This window comes from Kitasatospora humi (assembly GCF_020907985.1).
GTDB lineage: Bacteria > Actinomycetota > Actinomycetes > Streptomycetales > Streptomycetaceae > Kitasatospora > Kitasatospora humi.
Genome location: NZ_JAJJPA010000006.1, coordinates 1 through 21,506, shown reverse-complemented (window position 1 = coordinate 21,506; position 21,506 = coordinate 1). Strand labels below are relative to the sequence as shown.

The 21,506-nt window shown below is 73.1% G+C and carries 17 protein-coding genes and 1 pseudogene; 10 read left to right on the top strand and 8 right to left on the bottom strand.

Going from position 1 to position 21,506, the window contains the following annotated elements:
• Positions 1 to 9: 9 nt before the first annotated feature.
• A complete protein-coding gene (locus LN042_RS08280) occupies positions 10 to 1,005 on the bottom strand; it encodes an aldo/keto reductase (RefSeq protein ID WP_230049981.1) in 996 nt (331 codons plus the stop codon).
• Between the two features lie 151 nt (positions 1,006 to 1,156).
• Between LN042_RS08280 and LN042_RS08275 the strand changes: the two genes are divergently transcribed.
• Positions 1,157 to 2,203: an LLM class F420-dependent oxidoreductase gene (locus LN042_RS08275; RefSeq protein ID WP_230049979.1), complete on the top strand. Its 1,047-nt coding sequence runs from the start codon at positions 1,157 to 1,159 to the stop codon at positions 2,201 to 2,203.
• Between the two features lie 10 nt (positions 2,204 to 2,213).
• On the opposite strand, the gene LN042_RS08270 is transcribed toward LN042_RS08275, so the two are convergent.
• Positions 2,214 to 3,263 carry a CorA family divalent cation transporter gene (locus tag LN042_RS08270; RefSeq protein WP_230049977.1) on the bottom strand — a complete coding sequence of 350 codons (1,050 nt, stop codon included), beginning with the start codon at positions 3,261 to 3,263 and terminating at the stop codon, positions 2,214 to 2,216.
• Positions 3,264 to 3,333: 70 nt separating this feature from the next.
• On the opposite strand from LN042_RS08270, the gene LN042_RS08265 reads away from it, so the two are divergent.
• The 5 genes from LN042_RS08265 (at position 3,334) to LN042_RS08245 (ending at position 8,637) form a co-directional block, all read left to right on the top strand.
• On the top strand, positions 3,334 to 4,035 hold the full coding sequence (locus LN042_RS08265) for a histidine phosphatase family protein (protein ID WP_230049975.1): 702 nt from the start codon (positions 3,334 to 3,336) through the stop codon (positions 4,033 to 4,035).
• Positions 4,036 to 4,090: 55 nt separating this feature from the next.
• Positions 4,091 to 4,660, top strand: coding sequence for a DUF3090 domain-containing protein (locus LN042_RS08260; protein ID WP_230049973.1), 570 nt, complete (start codon positions 4,091 to 4,093; stop codon positions 4,658 to 4,660).
• An 83-nt stretch (positions 4,661 to 4,743) separates the two neighbouring features.
• Positions 4,744 to 5,541, top strand: a complete 798-nt coding sequence (locus tag LN042_RS08255) for an SCO1664 family protein (protein ID WP_249800803.1) — start codon at positions 4,744 to 4,746, stop codon at positions 5,539 to 5,541.
• 126 nt (positions 5,542 to 5,667) lie between these two features.
• Positions 5,668 to 6,897, top strand: coding sequence for a cysteine--1-D-myo-inosityl 2-amino-2-deoxy-alpha-D-glucopyranoside ligase (gene mshC, locus LN042_RS08250; RefSeq protein ID WP_230049971.1), 1,230 nt, complete (start codon positions 5,668 to 5,670; stop codon positions 6,895 to 6,897).
• A gap of 309 nt (positions 6,898 to 7,206) precedes the next feature.
• Positions 7,207 to 8,637 (top strand): APC family permease, encoded by a 1,431-nt coding sequence (locus tag LN042_RS08245; RefSeq protein ID WP_308191780.1) that lies wholly within the window; start codon positions 7,207 to 7,209, stop codon positions 8,635 to 8,637.
• Here the strand turns inward: LN042_RS08245 and LN042_RS08240 are convergent.
• The 4 genes and pseudogenes from LN042_RS08240 to LN042_RS08225 form a co-directional block, all read right to left on the bottom strand.
• A pseudogene (locus LN042_RS08240) lies at positions 8,616 to 9,593 on the bottom strand (slipin family protein); the annotation flags it as partial. The gene LN042_RS08245 and the pseudogene LN042_RS08240 overlap by 22 nt on opposite strands.
• Positions 9,594 to 9,828: 235 nt before the next feature.
• Positions 9,829 to 10,812, bottom strand: coding sequence for a PAC2 family protein (locus LN042_RS08235; RefSeq protein WP_230049967.1), 984 nt, complete (start codon positions 10,810 to 10,812; stop codon positions 9,829 to 9,831).
• 112 nt (positions 10,813 to 10,924) lie between these two features.
• Positions 10,925 to 11,707: a GNAT family N-acetyltransferase gene (locus LN042_RS08230; protein WP_230049965.1), complete on the bottom strand. Its 783-nt coding sequence runs from the start codon at positions 11,705 to 11,707 to the stop codon at positions 10,925 to 10,927.
• A gap of 62 nt (positions 11,708 to 11,769) precedes the next feature.
• A complete protein-coding gene (locus tag LN042_RS08225) occupies positions 11,770 to 12,468 on the bottom strand; it encodes an HAD family hydrolase (RefSeq protein WP_230049963.1) in 699 nt (232 codons plus the stop codon).
• A gap of 173 nt (positions 12,469 to 12,641) precedes the next feature.
• Between LN042_RS08225 and LN042_RS08220 the strand changes: the two genes are divergently transcribed.
• Complete coding sequence (locus tag LN042_RS08220) at positions 12,642 to 13,268, top strand: mycothiol-dependent nitroreductase Rv2466c family protein (protein WP_230049961.1); 627 nt, start codon at positions 12,642 to 12,644, stop codon at positions 13,266 to 13,268.
• Between the two features lie 50 nt (positions 13,269 to 13,318).
• Here LN042_RS08220 and LN042_RS08215 read toward each other — a convergent pair whose 3' ends face one another.
• Together LN042_RS08215 and LN042_RS08210 are read right to left on the bottom strand one after the other, a co-directional pair.
• Positions 13,319 to 14,128: an alpha/beta hydrolase gene (locus LN042_RS08215; protein ID WP_230049959.1), complete on the bottom strand. Its 810-nt coding sequence runs from the start codon at positions 14,126 to 14,128 to the stop codon at positions 13,319 to 13,321.
• Between the two features lie 15 nt (positions 14,129 to 14,143).
• Positions 14,144 to 15,190, bottom strand: a complete 1,047-nt coding sequence (locus tag LN042_RS08210) for a glycoside hydrolase family 18 protein (RefSeq protein WP_230049957.1) — start codon at positions 15,188 to 15,190, stop codon at positions 14,144 to 14,146.
• A gap of 135 nt (positions 15,191 to 15,325) precedes the next feature.
• Between LN042_RS08210 and metH the strand changes: the two genes are divergently transcribed.
• From metH to LN042_RS08195, 3 genes are all read left to right on the top strand, one after another.
• On the top strand, positions 15,326 to 18,829 hold the full coding sequence (gene metH, locus LN042_RS08205; protein ID WP_230049955.1) for a methionine synthase: 3,504 nt from the start codon (positions 15,326 to 15,328) through the stop codon (positions 18,827 to 18,829).
• Between the two features lie 88 nt (positions 18,830 to 18,917).
• A complete protein-coding gene (locus LN042_RS08200; RefSeq protein ID WP_230049953.1) occupies positions 18,918 to 19,622 on the top strand; it encodes an HAD family hydrolase in 705 nt (234 codons plus the stop codon).
• Between the two features lie 265 nt (positions 19,623 to 19,887).
• Positions 19,888 to 21,506: ABC transporter substrate-binding protein (locus tag LN042_RS08195; protein ID WP_230049951.1), on the top strand; the 1,619-nt coding region annotated here is incomplete at its 3' end.

Genomic DNA, 21,506 nt, shown 5'->3' with positions numbered 1-21,506 from the left:
GTTGCTGACTCACAGTTCGTTCCAGTCCTGATCAGGGTAGCGGCGCACCGGCGCCGAGATGTCGTCGAGCGCACCGCGGATCTCATCCGGAAGCGTAAGCGCCTCCACCGACAGCGCCGCGTGCAGCTGGGCGGCGGTGCGCGCACCCACGATCGCGGACGCCACCCCGGGCCGGTCCCGGACCCAGGAGAGCGCCACCGCCAGTGAGCTGCTGGCCAGGCCGTCGGCGGCGGTGGAGAGCGCGTCCACGATCCGCCGCGACCGCTCGCCGAGGTAGGGCTGCACGTAGCCGGCGAGGTGGGGCGAGCTGCCCCTGGAGTCCTGCGGGATGCCGTGCCGGTACTTGCCGGTCAGCACGCCGCGCCCCAGGGGCGAGGAGGCGAGCAGGCCGATCCCGGCGTCCAGTGCGGCGGGCAGCACCTCGCGTTCGGCGCCGCGCTGCAGCAGCGAGTACTCCAGCTGGGCCGCGGCCAGCGGCACCCGCCCGGGCGCGGCCGACTGCCAGGTGGCGGCCTTGGCCAGCTGCCAGCCGCAGTAGCCGGCCACCCCGACGTAGCGGGCCCGGCCGGAGGCGACCGCCAGGTCCAGCGCGTGCATGGTCTCCTCGGTCGGGGTGGTCGGGTCGAAGGCGGGCACCTGCCAGAGGTCCACGTGGTCCGTGCCGAGCCGGCGCAGCGAGGCGTCCAGGGCGGCCAGCAGGCTGCTGCGCGAGGAGCCGCCGGTCGAGGTGCCGTGCCGGGCGCCGGGCTCGGGGGCGGCGCCGGCCCGGGTGGCGAGCACCAGCTCGGCGCGGGGGACCAGGCCGTCCATCAGGCGGGCGAGCAGGTGCTCGGCGGCGCCGTCGCCGTAGAGGTCGGCGGTGTCCACCAGGGTCCCGCCGGCGTCCACGAAGGCCTTGAGCTGCCCGGCGGCCTCGGCTTCGTCGGTGTCCCGGGTCCAGGTCATGGTGCCCAGGCCCAGTCGGGAGACCCGCAGGCCGGTGCGGCCCAGATTGCGTCGTTCCATGGGCGGCAGGACCCCCTCACTCTCGGTGACCATGATCGTAACCGCAGCCCGCCGCGATGTGACGCGCGCCACGCCTACCCGTCGGTAGCAAGGGGGGTGCGGCCGCCGCTACCGTGGCCCGCAACGGCTCCTCGGGAAAGGCGTGCACGTCATGCGACTCGGCATCAACCTCGGCTACTGGGGACTCGGCATGGACGCCGACAACATCGCGGTCGCCCAGGAGGCCGACCGGCTCGGCTACGCGGTCTGCTGGGCGGCCGAGGCGTACGGTTCGGACGCCGCCACGGTGCTCGCGTTCGTCGCCGCCAGGACCGAGCGGATCGACGTCGGCTCGTCGATCTTCCAGATCCCGGCCCGGACCCCGGCGATGACCGCGATGACGGCGGCCACCCTGGACACCCTCTCCGGCGGCCGGTTCCGGCTCGGCCTCGGGGTCTCCGGGCCGCAGGTGTCGGAGGGCTGGTACGGCGTCAGGTTCGACAAGCCGCTGGGCCGCACCCGGGAGTACGTGGAGATCATCCGCAAGGCGATGTCCCGGGAGCGGCTGACGCACCAGGGTGCCCACTGGACGCTGCCGCTGCCCGACGGCCCCGGCAAGCCGCTGAAGCTGACGGTGCATCCGGTGCGCGAGCACATCCCGCTGTACATCGCCGCGATCGGCCCGAAGAACCTGGAGCAGACCGGCGAGATCGCCGACGGCTGGCTCGGCATCTTCTTCTCGCCCGAGCACGCCGGGCTGTCGCTCGACCCGCTGCGCGCCGGCCGGGCCAAGGCCGGGCTGACGCTGGACGGCTTCGACCTCTGCCCCACGGTCAACATCGCGGTCGGCGACGACGTCACGGCGGCGGCCGACTCGATGCGCGACTACGTGGCGCTCTACGTCGGGGGGATGGGCAGCAAGGAGCAGAACTTCTACAACCGGCTGGCCTGCCGAATGGGATACGAGGAGGCCGCGGCCGAGGTCCAGCGGCGCTACCTGGCCGGCGACAAGCAGGGCGCGGCCGCCGCCCTGCCGCACGACCTGATCGACGCCGTCTCCCTGCTCGGCACCAGGGAGCGGATCGCCGACCGGATGCGCGCCTACGCCGACGCCGGGGTGACCACCCTGACCCTGGCGCCGACCGGATGGACCCTGGACGAGCGGGTGGCCGCCCTGCGCACCGGGGTGGAGGCCCTGGAACTGGCCGGACTGGCCTGACGGCGGCCGGTCACAGCCAGCCGCCGCGCTTGAACAGCCGGTGCAGGGCGCCGCAGACCAGGGCGGTGGCGCCGAACGCCAGCGGGTACCCGTACGGCACGGCGGCGGACCGGTCGGCGAGCGCGTACCCGCCGAGCAGCAGCGGCGGAACGGCCAGCGCCCCCCAGGCGCCCAGCCGGCGCAGCTCACCGCCCGGCGGCCCGGCGTGCGGCACGTCGCTCTCCGGCGGCTCGGCCGGTGACGCGCCGCCGCCCGGCGGCTCCGTCGGTGACCCATCGCCCGGCGGCTCGGCCGGTGACGCGCCACCGCCCGGCGGCTCGGCCGTTGACCCATCGCCCGGCCACCCGCCGTGCGCGGGTTCGCCGCCGGGCCCCTCGGCGCGCGCCACGTCGCCGTCCGGCCACCCGCCGCGCGAGAGGCCGCCGCCCGGCGGCTCCTCGGTACCGGGTCCGGGTCCGGGTCCGGGCGCGGCAGCCGGCGCCCCGGCGGCGGCCAGCCGCTCCGCGGCTGCCCGCAGACCGGGCAGCGGCCCGGCGGCGAGCTCGCGCAGCGGCGCCAGCGCCTGCCGGGCCGCCGCGCGCAGCACCCGGGAGCCGGGGTCGGCGGCGAGCGCCGCCAGACAGGTGTCGACGGTGGCGGCGCAGACCTCGTGGAGGACGGCGGTGGGCCCGTCGGTGAGAGTGAGCGGCTGCTGCTCCAGCCGGGCCCGCAGACCCCTCATGGGCCCGACCGGGCCGTGGCGTACCGTCAGCACGAAGGCATCGCCGACCAGCACCAGCAGCTGACCGGTCGTCACCTCGTGCGGGCGGCCGGGCGGCCGTTCGACCGTGGGCAGCACCACCAGCAGCGCCTGCGGATACCGGGTCACCCCGGCGCCCCGCGGAGTGCCCAGGGCCTGCGCCACCAGCCCGGCCGGCAGTCCGGCGACCGCTCCCACCTGCGCGAACTCCGTCGCGCCCGGCTCCGCCAGGCCGATCCAGACGAAGCCGCCGTCCGGCGCGGCGGTGCCCGGGCCGGCCAGGCGACGGCCGTCCCGGTAGCGCGCCGAGTCCACGATCACGCCTCCCATTCTGACCGCCGGGACCGCCCGGGGTCGGGAGCGGCTCGCGGCCACCGTCTAGGCTGGGGGCATGCCCACACTGCTGCTGGTACGCCATGGCCGGTCGACCGCGAACTCAGCCGGGATCCTCGCGGGTTGGACCCCGGGAGTGGACTTGGACGGGACCGGCCGGGCCCAGGCCGCCGAGCTGGTCGAGCGGTTGGCCGGGGTGCCGCTGGCGCTCGCGGTCAGCAGCCCGCTGGAGCGCTGCCGCCAGACCCTGGAGCCGCTGCTGGCGGCCCGGCCCGAGTTGGGCGAGCCGACCGTGGACGACCGGCTGGGCGAGTGCCACTACGGGGAGTGGACCGGGCGCCCGTTGCGCGAGTTGGCCACCGAGCCGCTCTGGCGCACGGTGCAGGACCACGCGTCGGCCGCGGCCTTTCCGGGCGGCGAGTCGCTGCGGGCGCTCAGCCACCGCACGGTGGCGGCGGCCCGGGAGTGGGACGAGAAGATCGCCGCCGAGCACGGGCCGGACGCGGTGTGGCTGGCCTGCACCCACGGCGACGTGATCAAGGCGATCGTGGCCGACGCGCTCGGCCTGCACCTGGACCACTTCCAGCGGATCAACGTGGACCCCGCCTCGGTCACCGCGATCCGCTACACCCCGCTGCGGCCGTTCCTGCTGCGGATGGGCGACACCGGGGACCTCTCCGGCCTGCGTCCCAAGCCGTCCGGCGCGAGCACCGGCGACGCCGTGGTCGGCGGCTCCACGGGTGCGGACGCCGTAGGGTGAAAGCGCACCCGTAGCCCGTCTAAGACACTGTTCTTCACACCACCGGAGCGAGAGAGTGCCCCGACAGGTCTTCTTCTACGACCAGCCCGAGCGGTTCGTGGCCGGCACCGTCGGCCAACCCGGCTCGCGGGCGTTCTTCCTGCAGGCCAGTGCGCGCGGCCGGATCACCAGTGTGCTGCTGGAGAAGACACAGGTGGCGGCGCTCGCCGAGCGGGTCGACGAGGTGCTGGACGAGGCGCTGCGCCGCAGCGGCGGCCAGGCGCCGATCCCGGCGGTCGCGCCGACGGAGCTGATCGACACCGCGCCGCTGGACCTGCCGCTGGAGCAGGAGTTCAGGGTCGGCACCATGGCGCTGGCCTGGGACGCCAGCGACGGCATCCTGGTGGTCGAGGCGCAGGCGGTGCTGGAGGACGCCGAGGACGACGAGGCCGTCGAGCTGGCCTTCGATGACGAGGAGAACGGTCCGGACCTGCTGCGGGTGCGGCTGACCGGGGCGATGGCCCGGGTGTTCGCCAAGCGCGCGCTGGACCTGGTGGCGGCGGGGCGCAAGCCCTGTCCGTTCTGCAACCTTCCGCTCGACCCCGAGGGCCACCTGTGCCCGCGCCAGAACGGTTACAAGCGCTGAACACCAACCAGGACACCCCCGGGACCGCGGCCGACCTGCCGGCGGCCGGGATACCCGACGTCGACCCGGTGACCGCCGCCGCGCTGGCCGCCGACGTGCCGGCCGCCCTGGAGCTGCTGCGCTCCGGCGAGCTCATCGTGCACGGGCAGCTCACCGATGCCTCCAACGCCGTCCTCTACTGCTCCAGCACGCTGAACGGCGTGACCGCCTGCTGCGTCTACAAGCCGGTCCGTGGCGAGCGCCCGCTCTGGGACTTCCCGGACGGCACGCTGGCCGGCCGCGAGGTGGCGGCGTACGAGCTGGCGGCGGCCACCGGCTGGCCGCTGATACCGCCGACCGTGCTGCGGGAGGGGCCGTTCGGCCCGGGGATGGTGCAGATCTGGGTGGAACCCGACCAGCGGGCCGCCCCGCTGCTGGCACTGCAGGACCCGAGCGGTCCCGAGCCGGGCTGGCTGCCGATCGTCGAGGCCGAGGTGGGCGGGGGCCGCCGGGCGCTGCTGGTGCACGCCGACGACGAGCGCCTGCGCCGACTGGCGGTGGTGGACGCGGTGCTCAACAACGCCGACCGCAAGGGCGGCCACCTGCTGCCGGCGGCCGACGGCCGGCTCTACGGCATTGACCATGGGGTGACCTTCGCCACCACCGGCAAGCTGCGCACCCTGCTCTGGGGCTGGGCGGACCAGCCGCTCACCGAGGAGGCGGTGGAGGTGCTCGGCCGGCTGGCCGCCGAGCTGGACGGTGCACTGGGGGCCCGGCTCGCCGAGCACCTGACGGCCGCTGAGCTGACGGCCGCTCGGGAGCGCACCGCCGAGCTGCTGCGCAGCCGCAGGCACCCGGTGCCCTCGGACGACTGGCCGTCGATCCCCTGGCCGCCGGTCTAGTCACATCGGCGCCCGGGCCGGGAATTTATTCCCGCCCTCGTGACCTTCATGATCGAGGCTGTTCGTTTCAGCCGATTCTGCTGACTGGTTAGCCTCTCAAATGATCGGAAGGTTAGAGTCCTTTCCATGCATGCCTGGCCCGCTTCCGAGGTTCCCGCCCTACCCGGTCAGGGACTCCCGCTCCGCGTCCACGACACCGCCACCGGAACCGTCCGGGAGCTGGTGCCCGAGGGCGACACCGCCCGCATCTACGTCTGCGGCATCACCCCGTACGACGCCACCCACCTGGGCCACGCCGCCACCTACAACGCCTTCGACCTGATCCAGCGGGTCTGGCGGGACGCGGGGTACCGCGTCCACTACGTGCAGAACGTGACCGACGTGGACGACCCGCTGCTGGAGCGCGCGGTCGCCACCGGTCAGGACTGGACGAAGCTGGCCGAGCGCGAGACGGCGCTGTTCCGCGAGGACATGACCGCCCTGCGGATCCTGCCGCCGGCCCAGTACATCGGCGCGGTCGAGTCGATCCCGTGGATCGTCCCGCTGGTCAAGAAGCTGCTCGCGTGCGGCGCCGCGTACGAGCTGGACGGCGACATCTACTTCTCCGTCGAGGCCGACCCGCACTTCGGCGAGGTCTCGGGGCTGACCCGGGAGCAGATGCTGCCGGTCTTCGCCGAGCGCGGCGGCGACCCGGACCGCCCGGGCAAGCGCCACCCGCTGGACGCGCTGCTCTGGCTCTCGGCCCGCCCGGGTGAGCCCGCCTGGGACACCGAGCTCGGCCACGGCCGCCCCGGCTGGCACATCGAGTGCGTGGCCATCGCGCTGGAATACCTGGACATGGGCTTCGACATCCAGGGCGGCGGCAGCGACCTGTCGTTCCCGCACCACGAGATGGGCGCCGCGCACGCCCAGGCGGCCACCGGCGTCCACCCGTTCGCGCGGGCCTACGTGCACGCCGGGATGGTGGGCCTGGACGGGCACAAGATGTCCAAGTCCCGCGGCAACCTGGTCTTCGTCTCGGCGCTGCGCCGCGAGGGCGTCGACCCGTCGGCGATCCGCCTGGCGCTGCTCTCCCGGCACTACCGCAGCGACTGGGAGTGGACCAAGGAGGTCCTGGACGCGGCCGTCGAGCGGCTGGCCCGCTGGCGGGCCGCGGTCTCCCGCCCGGACGGCCCGTCGGCCGAGGCGCTGCTCGCCGAGGTGCGCGCCGCGCTCGCCGACGACCTGAACGCGCCCGCCGCGCTGGCCGCCGTGGACCGCTGGGCCGCCACCCAGACCGCCGAGGGCGGCACCGACACCGGGGCGCCGGGCCTGGTCTCGCGCACCGTGGACGCCCTACTGGGTGTCGCGCTGTAAGGGCAACTGGCAGGCTGTCAGGCGAGGGGCCGTCGATCCGACACCGGATCGACGGCCCCTTCGCATCGGGCCTGCGGATTCCGTGGCCGAACAGCAGTCGGGCCGCGGAATGCGTGCGATCGGTCGTCCGGACGGATTCGTTCCGTCACGGGCATTGCCTCCGTCACACGGCAGCCGCCAGCATATGGGCCACTTTCGCCGCTCCTTGATCCGGAGGGTGGTCCCGTGCCGCAAGCACCCAGAACGTCTCAGGCCGGTCAGCGAGGCGGCCTGAGGGCCGATGTCCTCGGCGCCGCAGACACCGTCGTGATGGCGGTGGCCGGCAGCGCGCCCGCCTACTCACTGGCCTCCACCACCGCCGTCCTGGCGGGCGCGGCCGGGCTGGTAGGCCCGGCCGCGCTGCTCTGGTGCGCCATACCCATGCTCGGCATCGCCTGGGCCTTCAACTACCTGGGCCGCCTGGACGTCAACGCCGGCGCCAGCTACTCCTGGGTCGGCCGGGCGCTGCACCCCGCGCTGGGCTTCCTGGCCGGCTGGTCGCTGGTCGTCTCGGCGACCATCTTCATGGTGGCCGGTTCGCTGCCGGCCGGGCAGTACACCCTGTCGTTGTTCTCGGACTCGCTGTCGCGCGACACCTGGGCGGCCACCGGGGTCGGGGCCGGCTGCTTCCTGGTGATGGCCGGCCTGGTGCTGCTCGGCGCCCGGATCACCGCCAGGGCGCAGTGGATCATGACGGGAGTGGAGGTCGCGATCCTGGCCGCCTTCGGCATCGCGGCGCTGGTGCACGGCGGGCACGCGGCCCGGTTCTCCTGGAGCTGGCTGTGGGGCTTCGGGCACTTCGGCGGGGTCAAGGGGTTCGCGGCGGCCGCGCTCGTCGCCGCCTTCTACTTCTGGGGCTGGGACGTCACGGCCAACCTCAGCGAGGAGACCACCGACAGCCGTCGCAACTCCGGCGTCGGCGGACTGGTCGGGGTGCTCGGGGTGTTCGCGCTCTTCGAGATCGTCACCATCGCGGTCAACCTGATCATCAGTCAGCAGGACCTCACGGCCAAGGACGCGCCGCCGTTCCTCACCACCCTGGGCGACACGGTCTGGCCGGGCGCCGGGGGCAAGGTCATGGTGCTGGCGGTGATGCTCTCCACCATCGCCACTCTGGAGACCACGCTGATCCAGGTGACCCGCTCGCTCTTCGCGATGGGCCGGGACCGCACCGTGCCGGGCGTCTTCGGGCTGGCCCACCGGCGCTGGCAGACGCCCTGGGTGGCGCTGGCCGTGGTGGTCGTGGTGTCGCTGGGGCTGTTCGTCGGCTCCAACGCGCTGGGCTCGGTCAGCAGGATCCTCGCCGACGCGGTGGCCGCGATCGGCCTGCAGATCTCGGTCTACTACGCGCTGGCCGGCCTGGCGGTGGTGGTCGCATACCGCAGGCTGGTGCTCCGCTCGGTGGCCAATGCCGTGTTCATCGGGGTCTGGCCGCTGTCCGGGGCGGTCTTCATGGCCTTCCTGTTCGTGGAGAACTGCCGCACCCTGCCGGGCGCCCAGCTGGCCATCGGGCTGGGCGGGCTGGCCGTCGGACTGCTGCCGATGGCCTGGTACTGGATCGCTGGGAGCGCCTACTACCGGCGCGGCCCGGGCCTGGCGGCGTCCAGCGGCGGGGGAGCGTCCACCGACGGCGCCTCCACCGGGGCGGGCGGCGGGGCCTCGTCGACGGGTGGCACGGCCGGAGCGACCCCGTCGGCCTGAACCCGGGGCCGCTCGGCCTCGCCCCGGGCCTCCTCGGCCTGTTCCCGCGCCTCCTCGGCCTCGCCCCGGGCCTCCTCGACCTGCTCGCGCGCCTCCTCGGCCTCGCCCCGGGCCTCCTCGACCTGTTCCCGCGCCTCCTCGACCTGGTCCCGGACCTCCGCGATCCGGGCCCGGGCGTTCTCCACCTGGGCCTGGCTCGCGCTGTCCAGGAACCGCAGCAGCTCGACCGGGAACGGCAGCACCAGCGTGGAGTTCTTCTCGGCGGCCACCTCCACCACCGTCTGCAGCAGCCGGAGCTGGAGCGCGGCCGGTGTGGCGCTCATGATCGAGGCCGCCTCGGAGAGCTGCTTGCTGGCCTGGTACTCGCCGTCCGCGGTGATGATCCGGGCCCGCCGCTCACGGTCGGCCTCGGCCTGCCGGGCCATCGAGCGCTTCATCGACTCGGGCAGTGCGACGTCCTTGATCTCCACCCGGTCGATCTCGATGCCCCAACCCAGCGCCGGGCTGTCCAGCATCAGCTCCAGGCCCTGGTTGATGGGCTCCCGGTTGGCCAGCAGGTCGTCCAGCTCGCTCTTGCCGATGATCGAACGCAGCGAGGTCTGAGCGACCTGGGAGATCGCGAACTGGTAGTCCTGCACATTGACGGTGGCCTTCACCGGATCGACCACCTTGAAGTACACCACCGCGTCGACCCGGACGGTCACGTTGTCCCGGGTGATGCCCTCCTGGGCCGGCACCGGCATGGTGACGATCTGCACGTTCACCCGGCGCAGCCGGTCGGCCACCGGCATCAGCACCACCAGCCCCGGCGGGCGGAGCTGGTCGCGGACCTTGCCGAACCGGAACACCACCCCGCGCTGCCACTGCTGGACCACCCGCACGCTCGCAGCGGCCAGCACCGCGCTGAGCACTACCACTGTGACCAGCACTCCGACGACCACATCCAGGACAACCATGGCGTCACCTCGGCCACTGCCGGTTACCGGACTTCCAGGGTAAGTCCGGCGGCGGGCCGATGCGGGGCCCGGGTGGCGGGCCACCGGCGGCCTGCCGTAAGCCGACGGCTGGTCCAGACCTTGACGGGGGAGGCTCCGGGCCGGTGCACCGGCCCCGGTCGATGGCCGGTGGCTGTCCGGGCACCGGCCGTCGACCGCCCCGGACGAACTGACGGAGCGTCAGCCGTGTGAAGCGTCAGCCGTGTGAGGGGTCGTCCCTGCCGTCGGCGCCCCGGTCCTCGCCGTCGTCCTCGGCCGAGCCGTCGCCGGGTGCGGAGGCGTCTCCCGACCGCCCGGTGCTGGCCCGGCCGCCGCTCGGCTTCTCGCCGCCGGGCCCCTGGTTGTCCCGCCGCCGCAGGTAGCGCTCGAACTCGCGGGCGATCGCCTCCCCGCTGGCCTCCGGCAGCTCCGCGGTGTCCTGCGCCTCCTCCAACTGCTGCACGTACTCGGCCACCTCGCTGTCCTCGGCGGCCAGTTGGTCCACGCCCAGCTGCCAGGCCCGGGCATCCTCGGGCAGCTCGCCCGGCGGGATCCGCAGGTCCAGCAAGTCCTCCAGCTTGTTCAGCAGCGCCAGGCTGGCCTTGGGGTTGGGCGGCTGCGCCACGTAGTGCGGCACCGCGGCCCAGAGCGTCACGGCCGGCACGCCCGCGTGCGTGAACGCCTCCTGCAGCACCCCGACGATCCCCGTCGGTCCCTCGTAGCGGCTCTCCTCCAGGTCCAGCCGACGGGCCAGGGCCGCGTCCGAGGTGACCCCGCTGACCGGCACCGGGCGGGTGTGCGGAGTGTCGCCGAGCAGCGCGCCCAGGATCACCACCAGCTCGATGCCCAGCTCGTGCGCCAGGGCGAGCAACTCGTTGCAGAACGACCGCCAGCGCATGCTGGGTTCGATCCCGCGCACCAGCACCAAGTCCCGGGTGGTCGGCTCCGTCACCCGCACCACCGACAGCCGGGTGGTCGGCCAGGTGATCCGCCGCACCTTGCCGTCCATCCAGATCGTCGGCCGATTGACCTGGAAGTCGTAATAGTCCTCCGCATCCAGGGCGGTGAACACCTTGCCGCCCCAGGTCTCGTCCAGATGGCCCACCGCCGTGGAGGCGGCATCGCCCGCGTCGTTCCAGCCCTCGAAGGCACAGACCATGACCGGGTCGATCAACTCGGGAACATCTTCCAGCTCGATCACCCAGCGTCTCCCTCCGCACGTGGAACGCCTCGTTCCACGGACCCTACCTGCCCAGCCTACGGGCTTTGATGCTCCTCGGGTTCCGGCTTCGGCAACTGCCCCGCCGCCCCCCTCAGGGCTCGTACCGGAACGGCGTGGTGACGCTCAGTGCGGCGAAGCCGAGCCGCTCCAGGATCGGGCGGCTGGTGTCGCGGGCGTCCACCTGCAGGTAGCGGTAGCCGCGGGCGACGGCCTGCGCCGCCCGGTGTGCGACCAGCGCCCGGTAGATCCCGCGTCCGCGCCAGGCGGGCACCGTGCCGCCGCCCCACAGGCCGGCGAACGAGACGCCGGGCAGCGTCTCCATCCGGGCCCCGCTGACCGGCTCGTCCCCGGCCATCGCCACCACCACGCTGAGCGCCCCGGGGGCCTCGGCGAGCCGCTCCAGCAGCTGGTCCACCATCCGCCCGGTTCGGTCCGCCTCGCCGAAGGCCCGGGCCTGCGCCTCGCCGAGCAGTCGGATGCCGGCCTCGTCCGTCTCGGTGCGCAGCCACACCCCGTCCGGCAGCACCACCGGCACCGCCTGGGTGGCGCTCTCGGCCACCATCAGGGTCTCCGGCTCCTCACCGACCAGGCCGGCCGCGCGCAGCCGGTCGGCCAGGTCGGCCGGTCGGTCATGGCTGTAGTGCTTCCACTCGAAGGTCCGGCCGCGCTCGCCGAAGTAGCGCAGCTGCTCGGCGATCGCGGCGTCCACCCCGGCCTCGTCCAGGTCGGACCAGAGCACGGCCGACCAGCCGCGCTCGCCGCCGTCCTGGCGGACCACGCCGCCGACCCGGTCGACCACCGCGCCCGGGCCGTCCGGTGCCACCTCGCGGCGCAGCTCGCGGTCGTACTGCTCCAGCACCTGCTGCTTGTCCATGCCCGCACCCCAGCACCTGCCGGGCCGCGCGGCAACCGGATTTCCACCGGCCCCCACCCGCCTCAGCCCCCGGTGACGGCCGCCAGCACCGCCGCGGTGTCCCGCAGGTCGGGCAGCACCACATCGGCTCCCGCGGCCGCCAGGTCGGCGGCCGACACGGCACCGGTGGCCACCGCGACCGCCCGGGCACCCGCCGCCTGCGCGGTCGTCACGTCCCGCAGCGTGTCCCCGACGATCACCGTGTCGCCGCCCTGGAACCGGCGGCCCAGCACCCGCTCGGCCCGCGCCCAGGCATGGGCGGGCAGGTCGGTGCGCTCGTAGGCGTCGTCACCGTAGGCGCCCAGGCGCAGGTCCAGGTATGCGGTCAAGTCGAAGGCCGCCAGTTTCAGTTCGGCCAGCACCGGCAGGTTGCCGGTCAGCACCGACTGCCGCACCCCGCCGAGCTCGGACAGCGCGCGCAGCGCCTCGCGGGCGCCGGGCAGGGCGTGGCCCTCGTCGGCCAGGTCGGCGGCCCGGTCCTGCATCTCCGCCACCAGCAGGTCCAGGTAGCCGGTCAGCAGCCCGTCGTCCGGAGCCAGGCCGTGGGCCCGCAGCAGCTCGGTGCCGGCGGCCATCTCGGTGCGGCCGTAGTAGCTCCAACTCCGGGTCAACGGCAGCCCGGTGGCGCGTTGGAAGGCGGCGGCGACGGCCCGCCTGGCCACCGTGCCGCCATCGATCAAGGTGTGGTCGATGTCCCACAGCACCAGCAGCTCGCGTTCCATGGCCCCTCCGATCCCAATGGCCGCCCCTCGCCGCGACCCCCCACCCCGATCATCGCGCACCGCGGCCGGCGCCGAGCCGGACGGCGCGCTGGCGAGCCACGGCGATGCCGACGACGGCCGCCGGATCCGGCAATGACATCGAAATTCGACGAGAATCGAACTATCGTGGCCGCATGACGACTTCCGACCAGACCACCCCGACCAAGGTCGACTTCTACTTCGACCCGATCTGCCCGTTCGCCTGGATCACCTCCCGCTGGATCCTGGAGGTCGAGAAGCACCGCGACCTCGACCTGAACTTCAGGGTGATGAGCCTGTCGGTGCTCAACTCCGGGCGTGACGACCTGCCCGAGCAGTACCGCGACCTGTTGCAGCGCGGCTGGGGCCCGGTGCGGGTCTGCATCGCCGCGGCCGAGCAGCACGGCGTGGAGGTGCTGCGCGACCTCTACACCGCGCTCGGCACCCGGATCCACAACCAGGACAACAAGGACTACCAGACGGTGATCAAGGAGGCCCTCGCCGAGGTCGGCCTGCCGGCCGAACTGGCGGCCGCGGCAGAGAGCACCGAGTGGGACGAGGCGCTCGAGCGCAGCCACCACGAGGGCATGGACCCGGTGGGCCAGGACGTCGGCACCCCGACCATCCACATCGACGGAGTGGCCTTCTTCGGCCCGGTGCTCACCGCCATCCCGCGTGGCGAGGACGCCCTCAAGATCTTCGACGGCGCCCGCCTGCTGGCCGGCTACCCGAAGTTCTTCGAGCTGAAGCGGTCCCGCACCGGCGAACTCGACTTCAGCTGACCCCTGGTGAGCGGGCCCGGCGGCTCCCGTGCCGCCGGGCCCGCCGCACGTCAGCCGGCCAGTTCCTCCGCAAGGAAGGCCACCGTGCGGTCCACCAGGCCCGGTACGTCGGGCCAGCCGTCGAAGGCGTGCTGCGCGCCGGGCACCAGCACCAGCTCGGACCGTCCGCCGGCGGCCAGCAGCGCCTGGTGCAGCAGCTCGCTGTGGGCCGGGGCGGCGATGGTGTCGGCCGTGCCGTGCAGCAGCAGGAAGGGCGGCGGATCCGCCGGCACCTGGGCCACCGGGCTTGCCCGGCCGGCCAGTTCGGGCAGGTCCACCGGGCGGCCGCCGAGCAGCCGGCCCTCCGAGGAGTCGGCCTCCCGCGGGTTGCGGACCGCCATGTCGGTGACCGCGTACCAGGTGGCCACCGCCCGCACCCCGCCGTCCGCGAAGGCGGCCAGCGCGGCGATCGCGCCGCCCGCCGACTCGCCCCACAAGCCGATCCGCCCCGGGTCCAGCCCGAGTTGCCCGGCATTGCGCCGCAGGAATGCCAACGCGGCCTGAGCGTCGTCCAGTTGAGCGGGGAACCGGGCTTCGCCGGAGAGCCGGTAGTCGATGGTGGCGACCGCCAGTCCGGCCCGGGTCGCGGCCCGCCAGAACGCCTCCGGCTCCATCGCCTCCAGCGGGTAGCGCCGGTCGCCCCACTGGAATCCGCCGCCGTGCACCCAGACCGCCACCGGCGCGGGCCCGGGGCCCGGTGGGAGGCGCAGATCCAGCAGCAGCGGCCTGAAGCCCCGCACTTCGGCGTACGTCAGGCCCTCGTACGCCCGTCCGCCGTCGGCGTCCTGACGTGGCGACACCATCGAGAGGTCATCGGTCATGCTCGGCAGCGTAGGTCAACTCAGGCACCAGTCCTGCCGATAGGACGCCCAATCCTGTTCGCTGGCCGAGAAGTCGGCGTAGACGGCCACCCCGAAGGCCTGCCGCCCCGGCGCCTGCCGGTCCAGTCCCAGCCGCACCCCGCGGATCGCCGCCGGCACCGTCTCCGCCGAGCTGTGGTGCGCCCAGTCGTCGGTGACGTAGGCGGGCAGGCCCATCAGCAGGTCCACGGTTGCCGGGGTGGCTCGGAGTGCCAGCTCGGTCTGCTGGGCGACGTAGCCGCCGTAGAGCGAGGGCAGCGGCATCCCGGTGTCGTAGGACATCACCGCGATCTGCTCGACCCTGCGGGCCACCTGTCCGAAGTAGTCCTGCGACCACCACTTGGGATGGCCGGTCAACGCGCCTGCCACGGCGTGCAGTCGGGGAAGCGGGTCGATCTGCGGCGCCGCCACCGAGAGCGGTGCGCCGCGGGCCGCCGTCACCGCGTGCACCTGGTCGAGCAGCGCCAGGAAGCCGGGGGAGCCGGACTGCACCGGCTCCAGGTCGAAGTGCACCCCGTCGAACCCGGCGTCCAGCACCTGGCCGGCCGAAGCGGTGATCCGGTCCCGCACCGCCGGGTCGTCCAGGTGCAGCCCCGCCGGCTTCTCGGGCGCCACCACGTCACCCAGCCATGCCTGCACCCGCACCCCGGGCAGCTCCCGGTGCACCGCGTCCACCAGCCGCCGCGCCTGCGGGTACCGGTCGGCCGGCAGCGAGCCGTCGTCCGACAGCGGCCCGGCGTGCACGAAGACGTCCCGGACACCGCCGCGCAGCAGCTGCGGCAGGCCCGCCAGGTCGGCCGGCCCCTTGCGGCCGTCCACCCAGGCGTGCCCCAGCCAGACGGCGTCCCGGCCACGGCTGCGAGCCTGCCCGGACGGCGCGCCGCTGTCGGCCCGGCACAGCGTCAGGCCGGCCGTCGCGACCGGCAGCACCAGCAGGGCGGCCACCACCGCCGCCACCACCGCCAGGCGCCGCCGACGCCGGGCCATCCACCCCCGGGCCTGCCGGAACACCGGTACGAACATCCGTCCCCCTCACTCGGACGGCTCACCATACGGGACGCTTGGCGACGCCGACCGCTGAGCCGGATACCCTGGCCGGGTGCGTCCCCGTTCGGGGGGCCGCATAGCCGACAGCCGTCGCACCCAGGGAGATGCCCCATGGCCACCAGTGTCCCCGTATCCGCCCAGCAGTCCCGAGCGGACGCCCTGCGAGCCGCCCTCGCCAGCCGAGTGGTCGTCGCCGACGGTGCCATGGGCACCATGCTGCAGGCGCAGAACCCGACGCTGGCGGACTTCCAGGACCTGGAGGGCTGCAACGAGGTCCTGAACGTGACCCGCCCCGATATCGTGCGCGCCGTCCACGAGGCGTACTTCGAGGTCGGCGTGGACTGCGTGGAGACCAACACCTTCGGGGCGAACTTCGCGGCGCTGGGCGAGTACGACATCGCCGACCGGATCCACGAGCTGTCCGAGGCCGGTGCCCGGATCGCGCGCGAGGTCGCCGATTCGTACGACGACGGCCGCACCCGCTGGGTGCTGGGCTCGATCGGCCCGGGCACCAAGCTGCCGACCCTGGGCCACGTCCCCTTCGCGACCGTGCGCGAGGGCTTCCGGCAGAACGCGGCCGGCCTGATCGCCGGCGGCGCCGACGCGCTGCTGATCGAGACCAGCCAGGACCTGCTGCAGACCAAGGCCGCGGTGCTGGGCAGCAAGCAGGCGATGGCCGAAGCCGGCGTGGACCTGGTCCTGGCGGTCCACGTCACCGTGGAGACCACCGGCACGATGCTGCTCGGCTCCGAGATCGGCGCGGCGCTCACCGCGCTGGAGCCGTTGGGCATCGACTACATCGGCCTGAACTGCGCCACCGGCCCCGAGCAGTACAGCGAGCACCTGCGCTACCTGTCGAAGAACGCCCGGATCGGCCTGTCCTGCATGCCCAACGCCGGTCTGCCGGTGCTGGGCAAGGACGGCGCGCACTACCCGCTGACGCCGGTCGAGCTGGCCGACGCGCAGGAGACCTTCGTGCGCGAGTACGGCCTGTCGCTGGTCGGCGGCTGCTGCGGCACCACCCCCGAGCACCTGCGCCACGTGGTCGAGCGGGTGCAGGGCCGCCCGCTCACCGCCCGCGAGCCCAGGCCCGAGCCGTCCGCCGCCTCGCTCTACCAGCCGGTGCCGTTCCGCCAGGACACCTCGTACCTGGCGATCGGCGAGCGGACCAACGCCAACGGCTCCAAGAAGTTCCGCGAGGCGATGCTGGCCGGCGACTGGCAGGCCTGCGTGGAGATCGCCCGCGACCAGATCCGCGACGGCTCCCACCTGCTGGACCTGTGCGTGGACTACGTCGGCCGCGACGGCGTCGCCGACATGCGCGAGATCGCCGGCCGCCTGGCCACCGCCTCCACCCTGCCGATCGTCCTGGACTCCACCGAACCGGCCGTGCTGGAGGCCGGGTTGGAGATGCTCGGCGGCCGCGCGGTGCTCAACTCGGTCAACTACGAGGACGGCGACGCCCCCGACAGCCGGTTCGGCCGGATCGCCGCGCTCGCCCGCGAGCACGGCGCCGCACTGGTCGCGCTCACCATCGACGAGAACGGCCAGGCCCGCACCGCCGAGACCAAGGTGGCGATCGCCGAGCGGCTGATCGAGCAACTCGGCCGCCAGTACGGCATCGCCGAGCACGACATCCTGATCGACTGCCTGGCCTTCACCCTGGCCACCGGCCAGGAGGAGTCCCGCCGCGACGGCCTGGAGACCATCGAGGCGATCCGCGAACTCAAGCGCCGCCACCCGAACGTGCAGACCACCCTGGGCCTGTCCAACATCTCCTTCGGTCTCTCCCCGGCCGCCCGCCAGGTGCTCAACTCGGTCTTCCTGCACGAGTGCGTGCAGGCCGGGCTGGACTCGGCGATCGTGCACGCCTCCAAGATCCTGCCGATCGCCCGGATCCCCGAGGAGCAGCGCGAGGCCGCCCTCGACCTGGTCTACGACCGCCGCCGCGACGGCTACGACCCGCTGCAGCGCCTGCTGGCCCTGTTCGAGGGCGTCAGCTCGGCCTCCGTCAAGGCTTCCAAGGCCGAGGAGCTGGCCGCCCTGCCGCTGGACGAGCGCCTGGCGCGCCGGATCATCGACGGTGAGCGCAAGGGCCTGGAGGCCGACCTGGACGAGGCCCTGGCGCAGCGCCCGGCCCTGGAGATCGTCAACGAGACGCTGCTGGACGGCATGAAGGTGGTCGGCGAGCTGTTCGGCTCCGGCCAGATGCAGCTGCCGTTCGTGCTGCAGTCCGCCGAGGTGATGAAGAGTGCGGTCGCCTACCTGGAACCGCACATGGAGAAGTCCGACGACGAGGGCAAGGGCACCATCGTGCTGGCCACCGTCAAGGGCGACGTCCACGACATCGGCAAGAACCTGGTCGACATCATCCTGTCCAACAACGGCTACACCGTGGTCAACCTGGGCATCAAGCAGCCGGTCTCGGCGATCCTGGACGCCGCCCAGGAGCACGACGCCGACGTGATCGGCATGTCCGGCCTGCTGGTCAAGTCCACCGTGATCATGAAGGAGAACCTGGAGGAGCTCAACCAGCGCAAGCTGGCCGCCCGCTTCCCGGTGATCCTCGGCGGCGCCGCGCTGACCCGCGCCTACGTCGAGCAGGACCTGCACGAGATCTACCAGGGCGAGGTGCGCTACGCCCGGGACGCCTTCGAGGGCCTGCGGCTGATGGACGCGCTGATCGCGGTCAAGCGCGGTGTGCCCGGCGCCGCCCTGCCCGAGCTGCGCCGGCGCCGGCACGCCCGGGTCGAGGCGGTGGAGCCGGAGGAGGTCAACCTCGGCCAGATCCGCTCCGACGTGGCCGTCGACAACCGGGTGCCGACCCCGCCGTTCTGGGGCGACCGGATCGTCAAGGGCGTCCCGTTCGCCGACTACGCCTCCTGGCTGGACGAGGACGCGCTGTTCAAGGGCCAATGGGGGCTGAAGGCGGCCCGCACCGGTGAGGGGCCGTCCTACGAGGAGCTGGTGGAGACCGAGGGCCGGCCGCGACTGCGGATGTGGCTGGACCGGCTGCAGACCGAGGGCCTGCTGGAGCCGGCCGTGGTCTACGGCTACTTCCCGGCCGCCGCCAAGGGCGACGACCTGATCGTCTACGGCGAGGACGGCACCACCGAGCGCACCCGCTTCACCTTCCCGCGCCAGCGCCGCGGGCGGCGGCTCTGCCTGGCCGACTTCTTCCGGCCCGAGGAGTCCGGCGAGCGCGACGTGGTCGGCTTCCAGGTGGTCACCATGGGCAACCGGGTCTCCGGGGCCGCGAACGAGCTGTTCCAGGCCAACGCCTACCGCGACTACCTGGAACTGCACGGCCTGTCCGTGCAACTCGCCGAGGCCCTGGCCGAGTTCTGGCACGCCCGGGTGCGCTACGAGCTCGGCTTCGGCGACGAGGACCCGCAGGACGTCCGCGACATGTTCGCCCTCAAGTACCGCGGCGCCCGCTTCTCGCTCGGCTACGGCGCCTGCCCCGAGCTGGAGGACCGCGCCAAGATCGCCGAGCTGCTGAAGCCCGAGCGGATCGGCGTGGTGCTGTCCGAGGAGTTCCAGCTGCACCCCGAGCAGTCCACCGACGCGATCGTCATCCACCACCCGGAGGCGAAGTACTTCAACGCGCGGTAACCCGCCGATCACGCTCCCTTCGCTGAACTGCGCGTATGCTGTATGGCCCCCGTCCCCCCGACGGGGGCCGAGCGAAGGGGAGTGCCGCATGACGACCGTCGACACCACCACCACGAGCCTCGGCGAGGGCGGTCCCAGCGGGCTGCAGGCGGTGCTGGTCGACATGGACGGCACGCTGGTCGACACCGAGGACTTCTGGTGGCAGGCGGAGTCCTCGCTCTTCGCCGAACTCGGCCACCCGCTCGACGAGAGCCACCGGGCCCAGCTGGTCGGCGGCCCGATGACCAGGGTGATCGACTACCTGCTCGGCCTCACCGGTCTGCGGCTGAGCCCCGAGGAGCTGGCCGACCGGATCAACGGCCGGTTCACCGAGCTGCTGGACGGCGGCGCGCCGCTGATGCCCGGCGCCGCCGAGCTGCTCGCCCTGCTGCGCGAGAACCGCATCCCGGCCGCCCTGGTCTCCGCCTCGCACCGGCGGATCATCGACCTGGTGCTGAAGAACCTCGGCGACCACCCCTTCGCCTTCTCGGTGGCCGGCGACGAGGTGGCCAGGACCAAGCCCAACCCGGACCCGTACCTGCTGGCCGCCGCCCGCTTCGGGGCCGACCCGGCGCGCTGCGTGGTGATCGAGGACGCCCCGCTCGGGGTGCAGGCCGGCGAGGCGGCCGGCTGCCCGGTGGTCGCGGTGCCCTCGGTGGCCCCGGTGCCGGCCGCGCCCGGCCGGGTGGTGCTGGGCTCGCTCGCCGAGCTGGATCTGGAGCTGCTGCGCTCGCTGGTCCCGGCCCGGGTGTGACGCTCGTCTCGTTCCGACCTCCTGGACGCGGCGTCAGCTCTCTGTCGTACCCCGCAAAACGGGACAGAGCTGACAAGTCGTCGAGTGCGGTGGTCTTTGATGCGAAAGCGTGTCCGCCGACCGGTCGGCCGCCCGCCCGCGATGTGGCAGGCTGCTGCGGTCTGTCCTGAAAGCCATGGCAGCCCTCCGACCGGCCTCCACCCGCGGCCCGGCCCCGGCTGCCCACCGGCAGCCCTCGGCCGGCCACCGCACGGAGAAGGAACGCATGACTTCAGCCATACGACGCGCCCCCGGCCGACTCGCGACCCTGGGCTGTGCGGCCCTGGTCGCCACCACGGTGGCCGGCTGCGGCTCCGTCAGCTCGATCACTGGCGGCAGCAGTGGTGGCTCCGGTCCGATCACCCTGGGCACCACCAACAGCACCTCCGTCCTCGACCCGGCCGGCGCCTACGACCTGGGCTCCTGGATGATCCTGGAGAACACCTTCCAGGGCCTGCTGCGGTTCCCGGCCGGCGCCACCGTCCCGGTCCCGGACGCGGCGCAGTCCTGCCAGTTCACCGGCTCCGACGCGATGACCTACGACTGCGTGCTGCGCCAGGGCCTGACGTTCTCCAACGGGCACCCGCTGACCTCCGCCGACGTGGTGTTCTCGATGGACCGGATGATGAAGATCAAGGACGAGAACGGGCCGTCCTCGCTCTTCGACACCGTGAAGTCGGTCGAGGCCAAGGGCGACAACGAGGTGGTCTTCCACCTCTCCCAGGCCGACGCGGTGCTCCCGGACAAGCTGGCCAGCGCGGCCGGTTCGATCGTCGACCACCAGGTCTTCCCCGCCGACCACGAGCTGCCCAACAACCAGCTGGTCGGCTCCGGCCCGTACACCATCGACTCGGTCGACGAGTCGGGCAGCGGCGCGGCGAAGGCGGTCAGCAAGGTCAGCCTCTCCGTCAACCCCAAGTACCAGGGCGACCAGAAGGTCCAGAACAAGAAGTTCGACGTCCGCTTCTACACCCAGCCGGACGAGCTGAAGACCGCGCTGGACAAGGGCGAGGTCGACCTCACCGACAACAGCCTGGACCCGAACGTCGCCGCCCAGCTGCTCACCGACCAGCAGAGCGGCGGCAAGGGCGACGTCCACGTCACCCAGGGCGACAGCAGCGACTCCCGGTTCCTGGTGTTCAACACCAAGGACCAGACCGCGGGCCAGCAGGCCGTCCGGCAGGCGGTCGCCCAGCTGCTCGACCGCCAGGCGCTGGCCCGCGACGTCTACGCCCGCACCGTGCAGCCGCTCTACTCGGTGGTCCCGGCCGGCATCGCCGACCACAACACCGCCTTCTTCGACAAGTACGGCGACCCGGACGTCGGCAAGGCCAAGGCGATCCTGGCGGCCGCCAAGATCCCCACCCCGGTCAAGTTCACCCTCACCTGGTCCCGGGCCCGCGCCCAGGGCGCCGAGGGCGCCGAGATCAAGAAGCAGCTGGAGGCCGGCGGGCTGTTCCAGGTGACGGTCAACGAGGAGAAGGACTGGAGCACCTTCAAGAAGGGCTGGGAGGACGGCAGTTACCAGGCCTACACGGTCGGCTGGAGCGCCGACTACCCGGACCCCGACGACTTCGTGGTCCCGCTGGTGACCGACGGCGGCGCGTTCCACAACGGCTTCGACGACGAGCAGATCGACCAGAAGCTGGTGCCCGAGACGCTGCACGCCACGGACCGCACCCAGGCCGCCGCCCCCTTCGGCGCGATCCAGAACGAGCTGGCCCTCCAGGCGCCGCTGGTGCCGCTGTTCCAGGAGAAGTCGTTCTTCGCCTACCACCAGAACATCACCGGCGTGGAGAACACCACGGACTCCACCGCGCGCCACCAGGACACCTCAACGATCAG

Bases quoted from the DNA above. Each gene is read 5' to 3' on its own strand.
- LN042_RS08280 (WP_230049981.1), bottom strand. From the start codon at position 1,005: ATGGAACGACGCAATCTGGGCCGCACCGGCCTGCGGGTCTCCCGACTG.
- LN042_RS08275 (WP_230049979.1), top strand. From the start codon at position 1,157: ATGCGACTCGGCATCAACCTCGGCTACTGGGGACTCGGCATGGACGCC.
- LN042_RS08265 (WP_230049975.1), top strand. From the start codon at position 3,334: ATGCCCACACTGCTGCTGGTACGCCATGGCCGGTCGACCGCGAACTCA.
- mshC (WP_230049971.1), top strand. From the start codon at position 5,668: ATGCATGCCTGGCCCGCTTCCGAGGTTCCCGCCCTACCCGGTCAGGGA.
- LN042_RS08245 (WP_308191780.1), top strand. From the start codon at position 7,207: ATGGCGGTGGCCGGCAGCGCGCCCGCCTACTCACTGGCCTCCACCACC.
- LN042_RS08230 (WP_230049965.1), bottom strand. From the start codon at position 11,707: ATGGACAAGCAGCAGGTGCTGGAGCAGTACGACCGCGAGCTGCGCCGC.
- LN042_RS08225 (WP_230049963.1), bottom strand. From the start codon at position 12,468: ATGGAACGCGAGCTGCTGGTGCTGTGGGACATCGACCACACCTTGATC.
- LN042_RS08220 (WP_230049961.1), top strand. From the start codon at position 12,642: ATGACGACTTCCGACCAGACCACCCCGACCAAGGTCGACTTCTACTTC.
- LN042_RS08215 (WP_230049959.1), bottom strand. From the start codon at position 14,128: ATGACCGATGACCTCTCGATGGTGTCGCCACGTCAGGACGCCGACGGC.
- LN042_RS08210 (WP_230049957.1), bottom strand. From the start codon at position 15,190: ATGTTCGTACCGGTGTTCCGGCAGGCCCGGGGGTGGATGGCCCGGCGT.
- metH (WP_230049955.1), top strand. From the start codon at position 15,326: ATGGCCACCAGTGTCCCCGTATCCGCCCAGCAGTCCCGAGCGGACGCC.
- LN042_RS08200 (WP_230049953.1), top strand. From the start codon at position 18,918: ATGACGACCGTCGACACCACCACCACGAGCCTCGGCGAGGGCGGTCCC.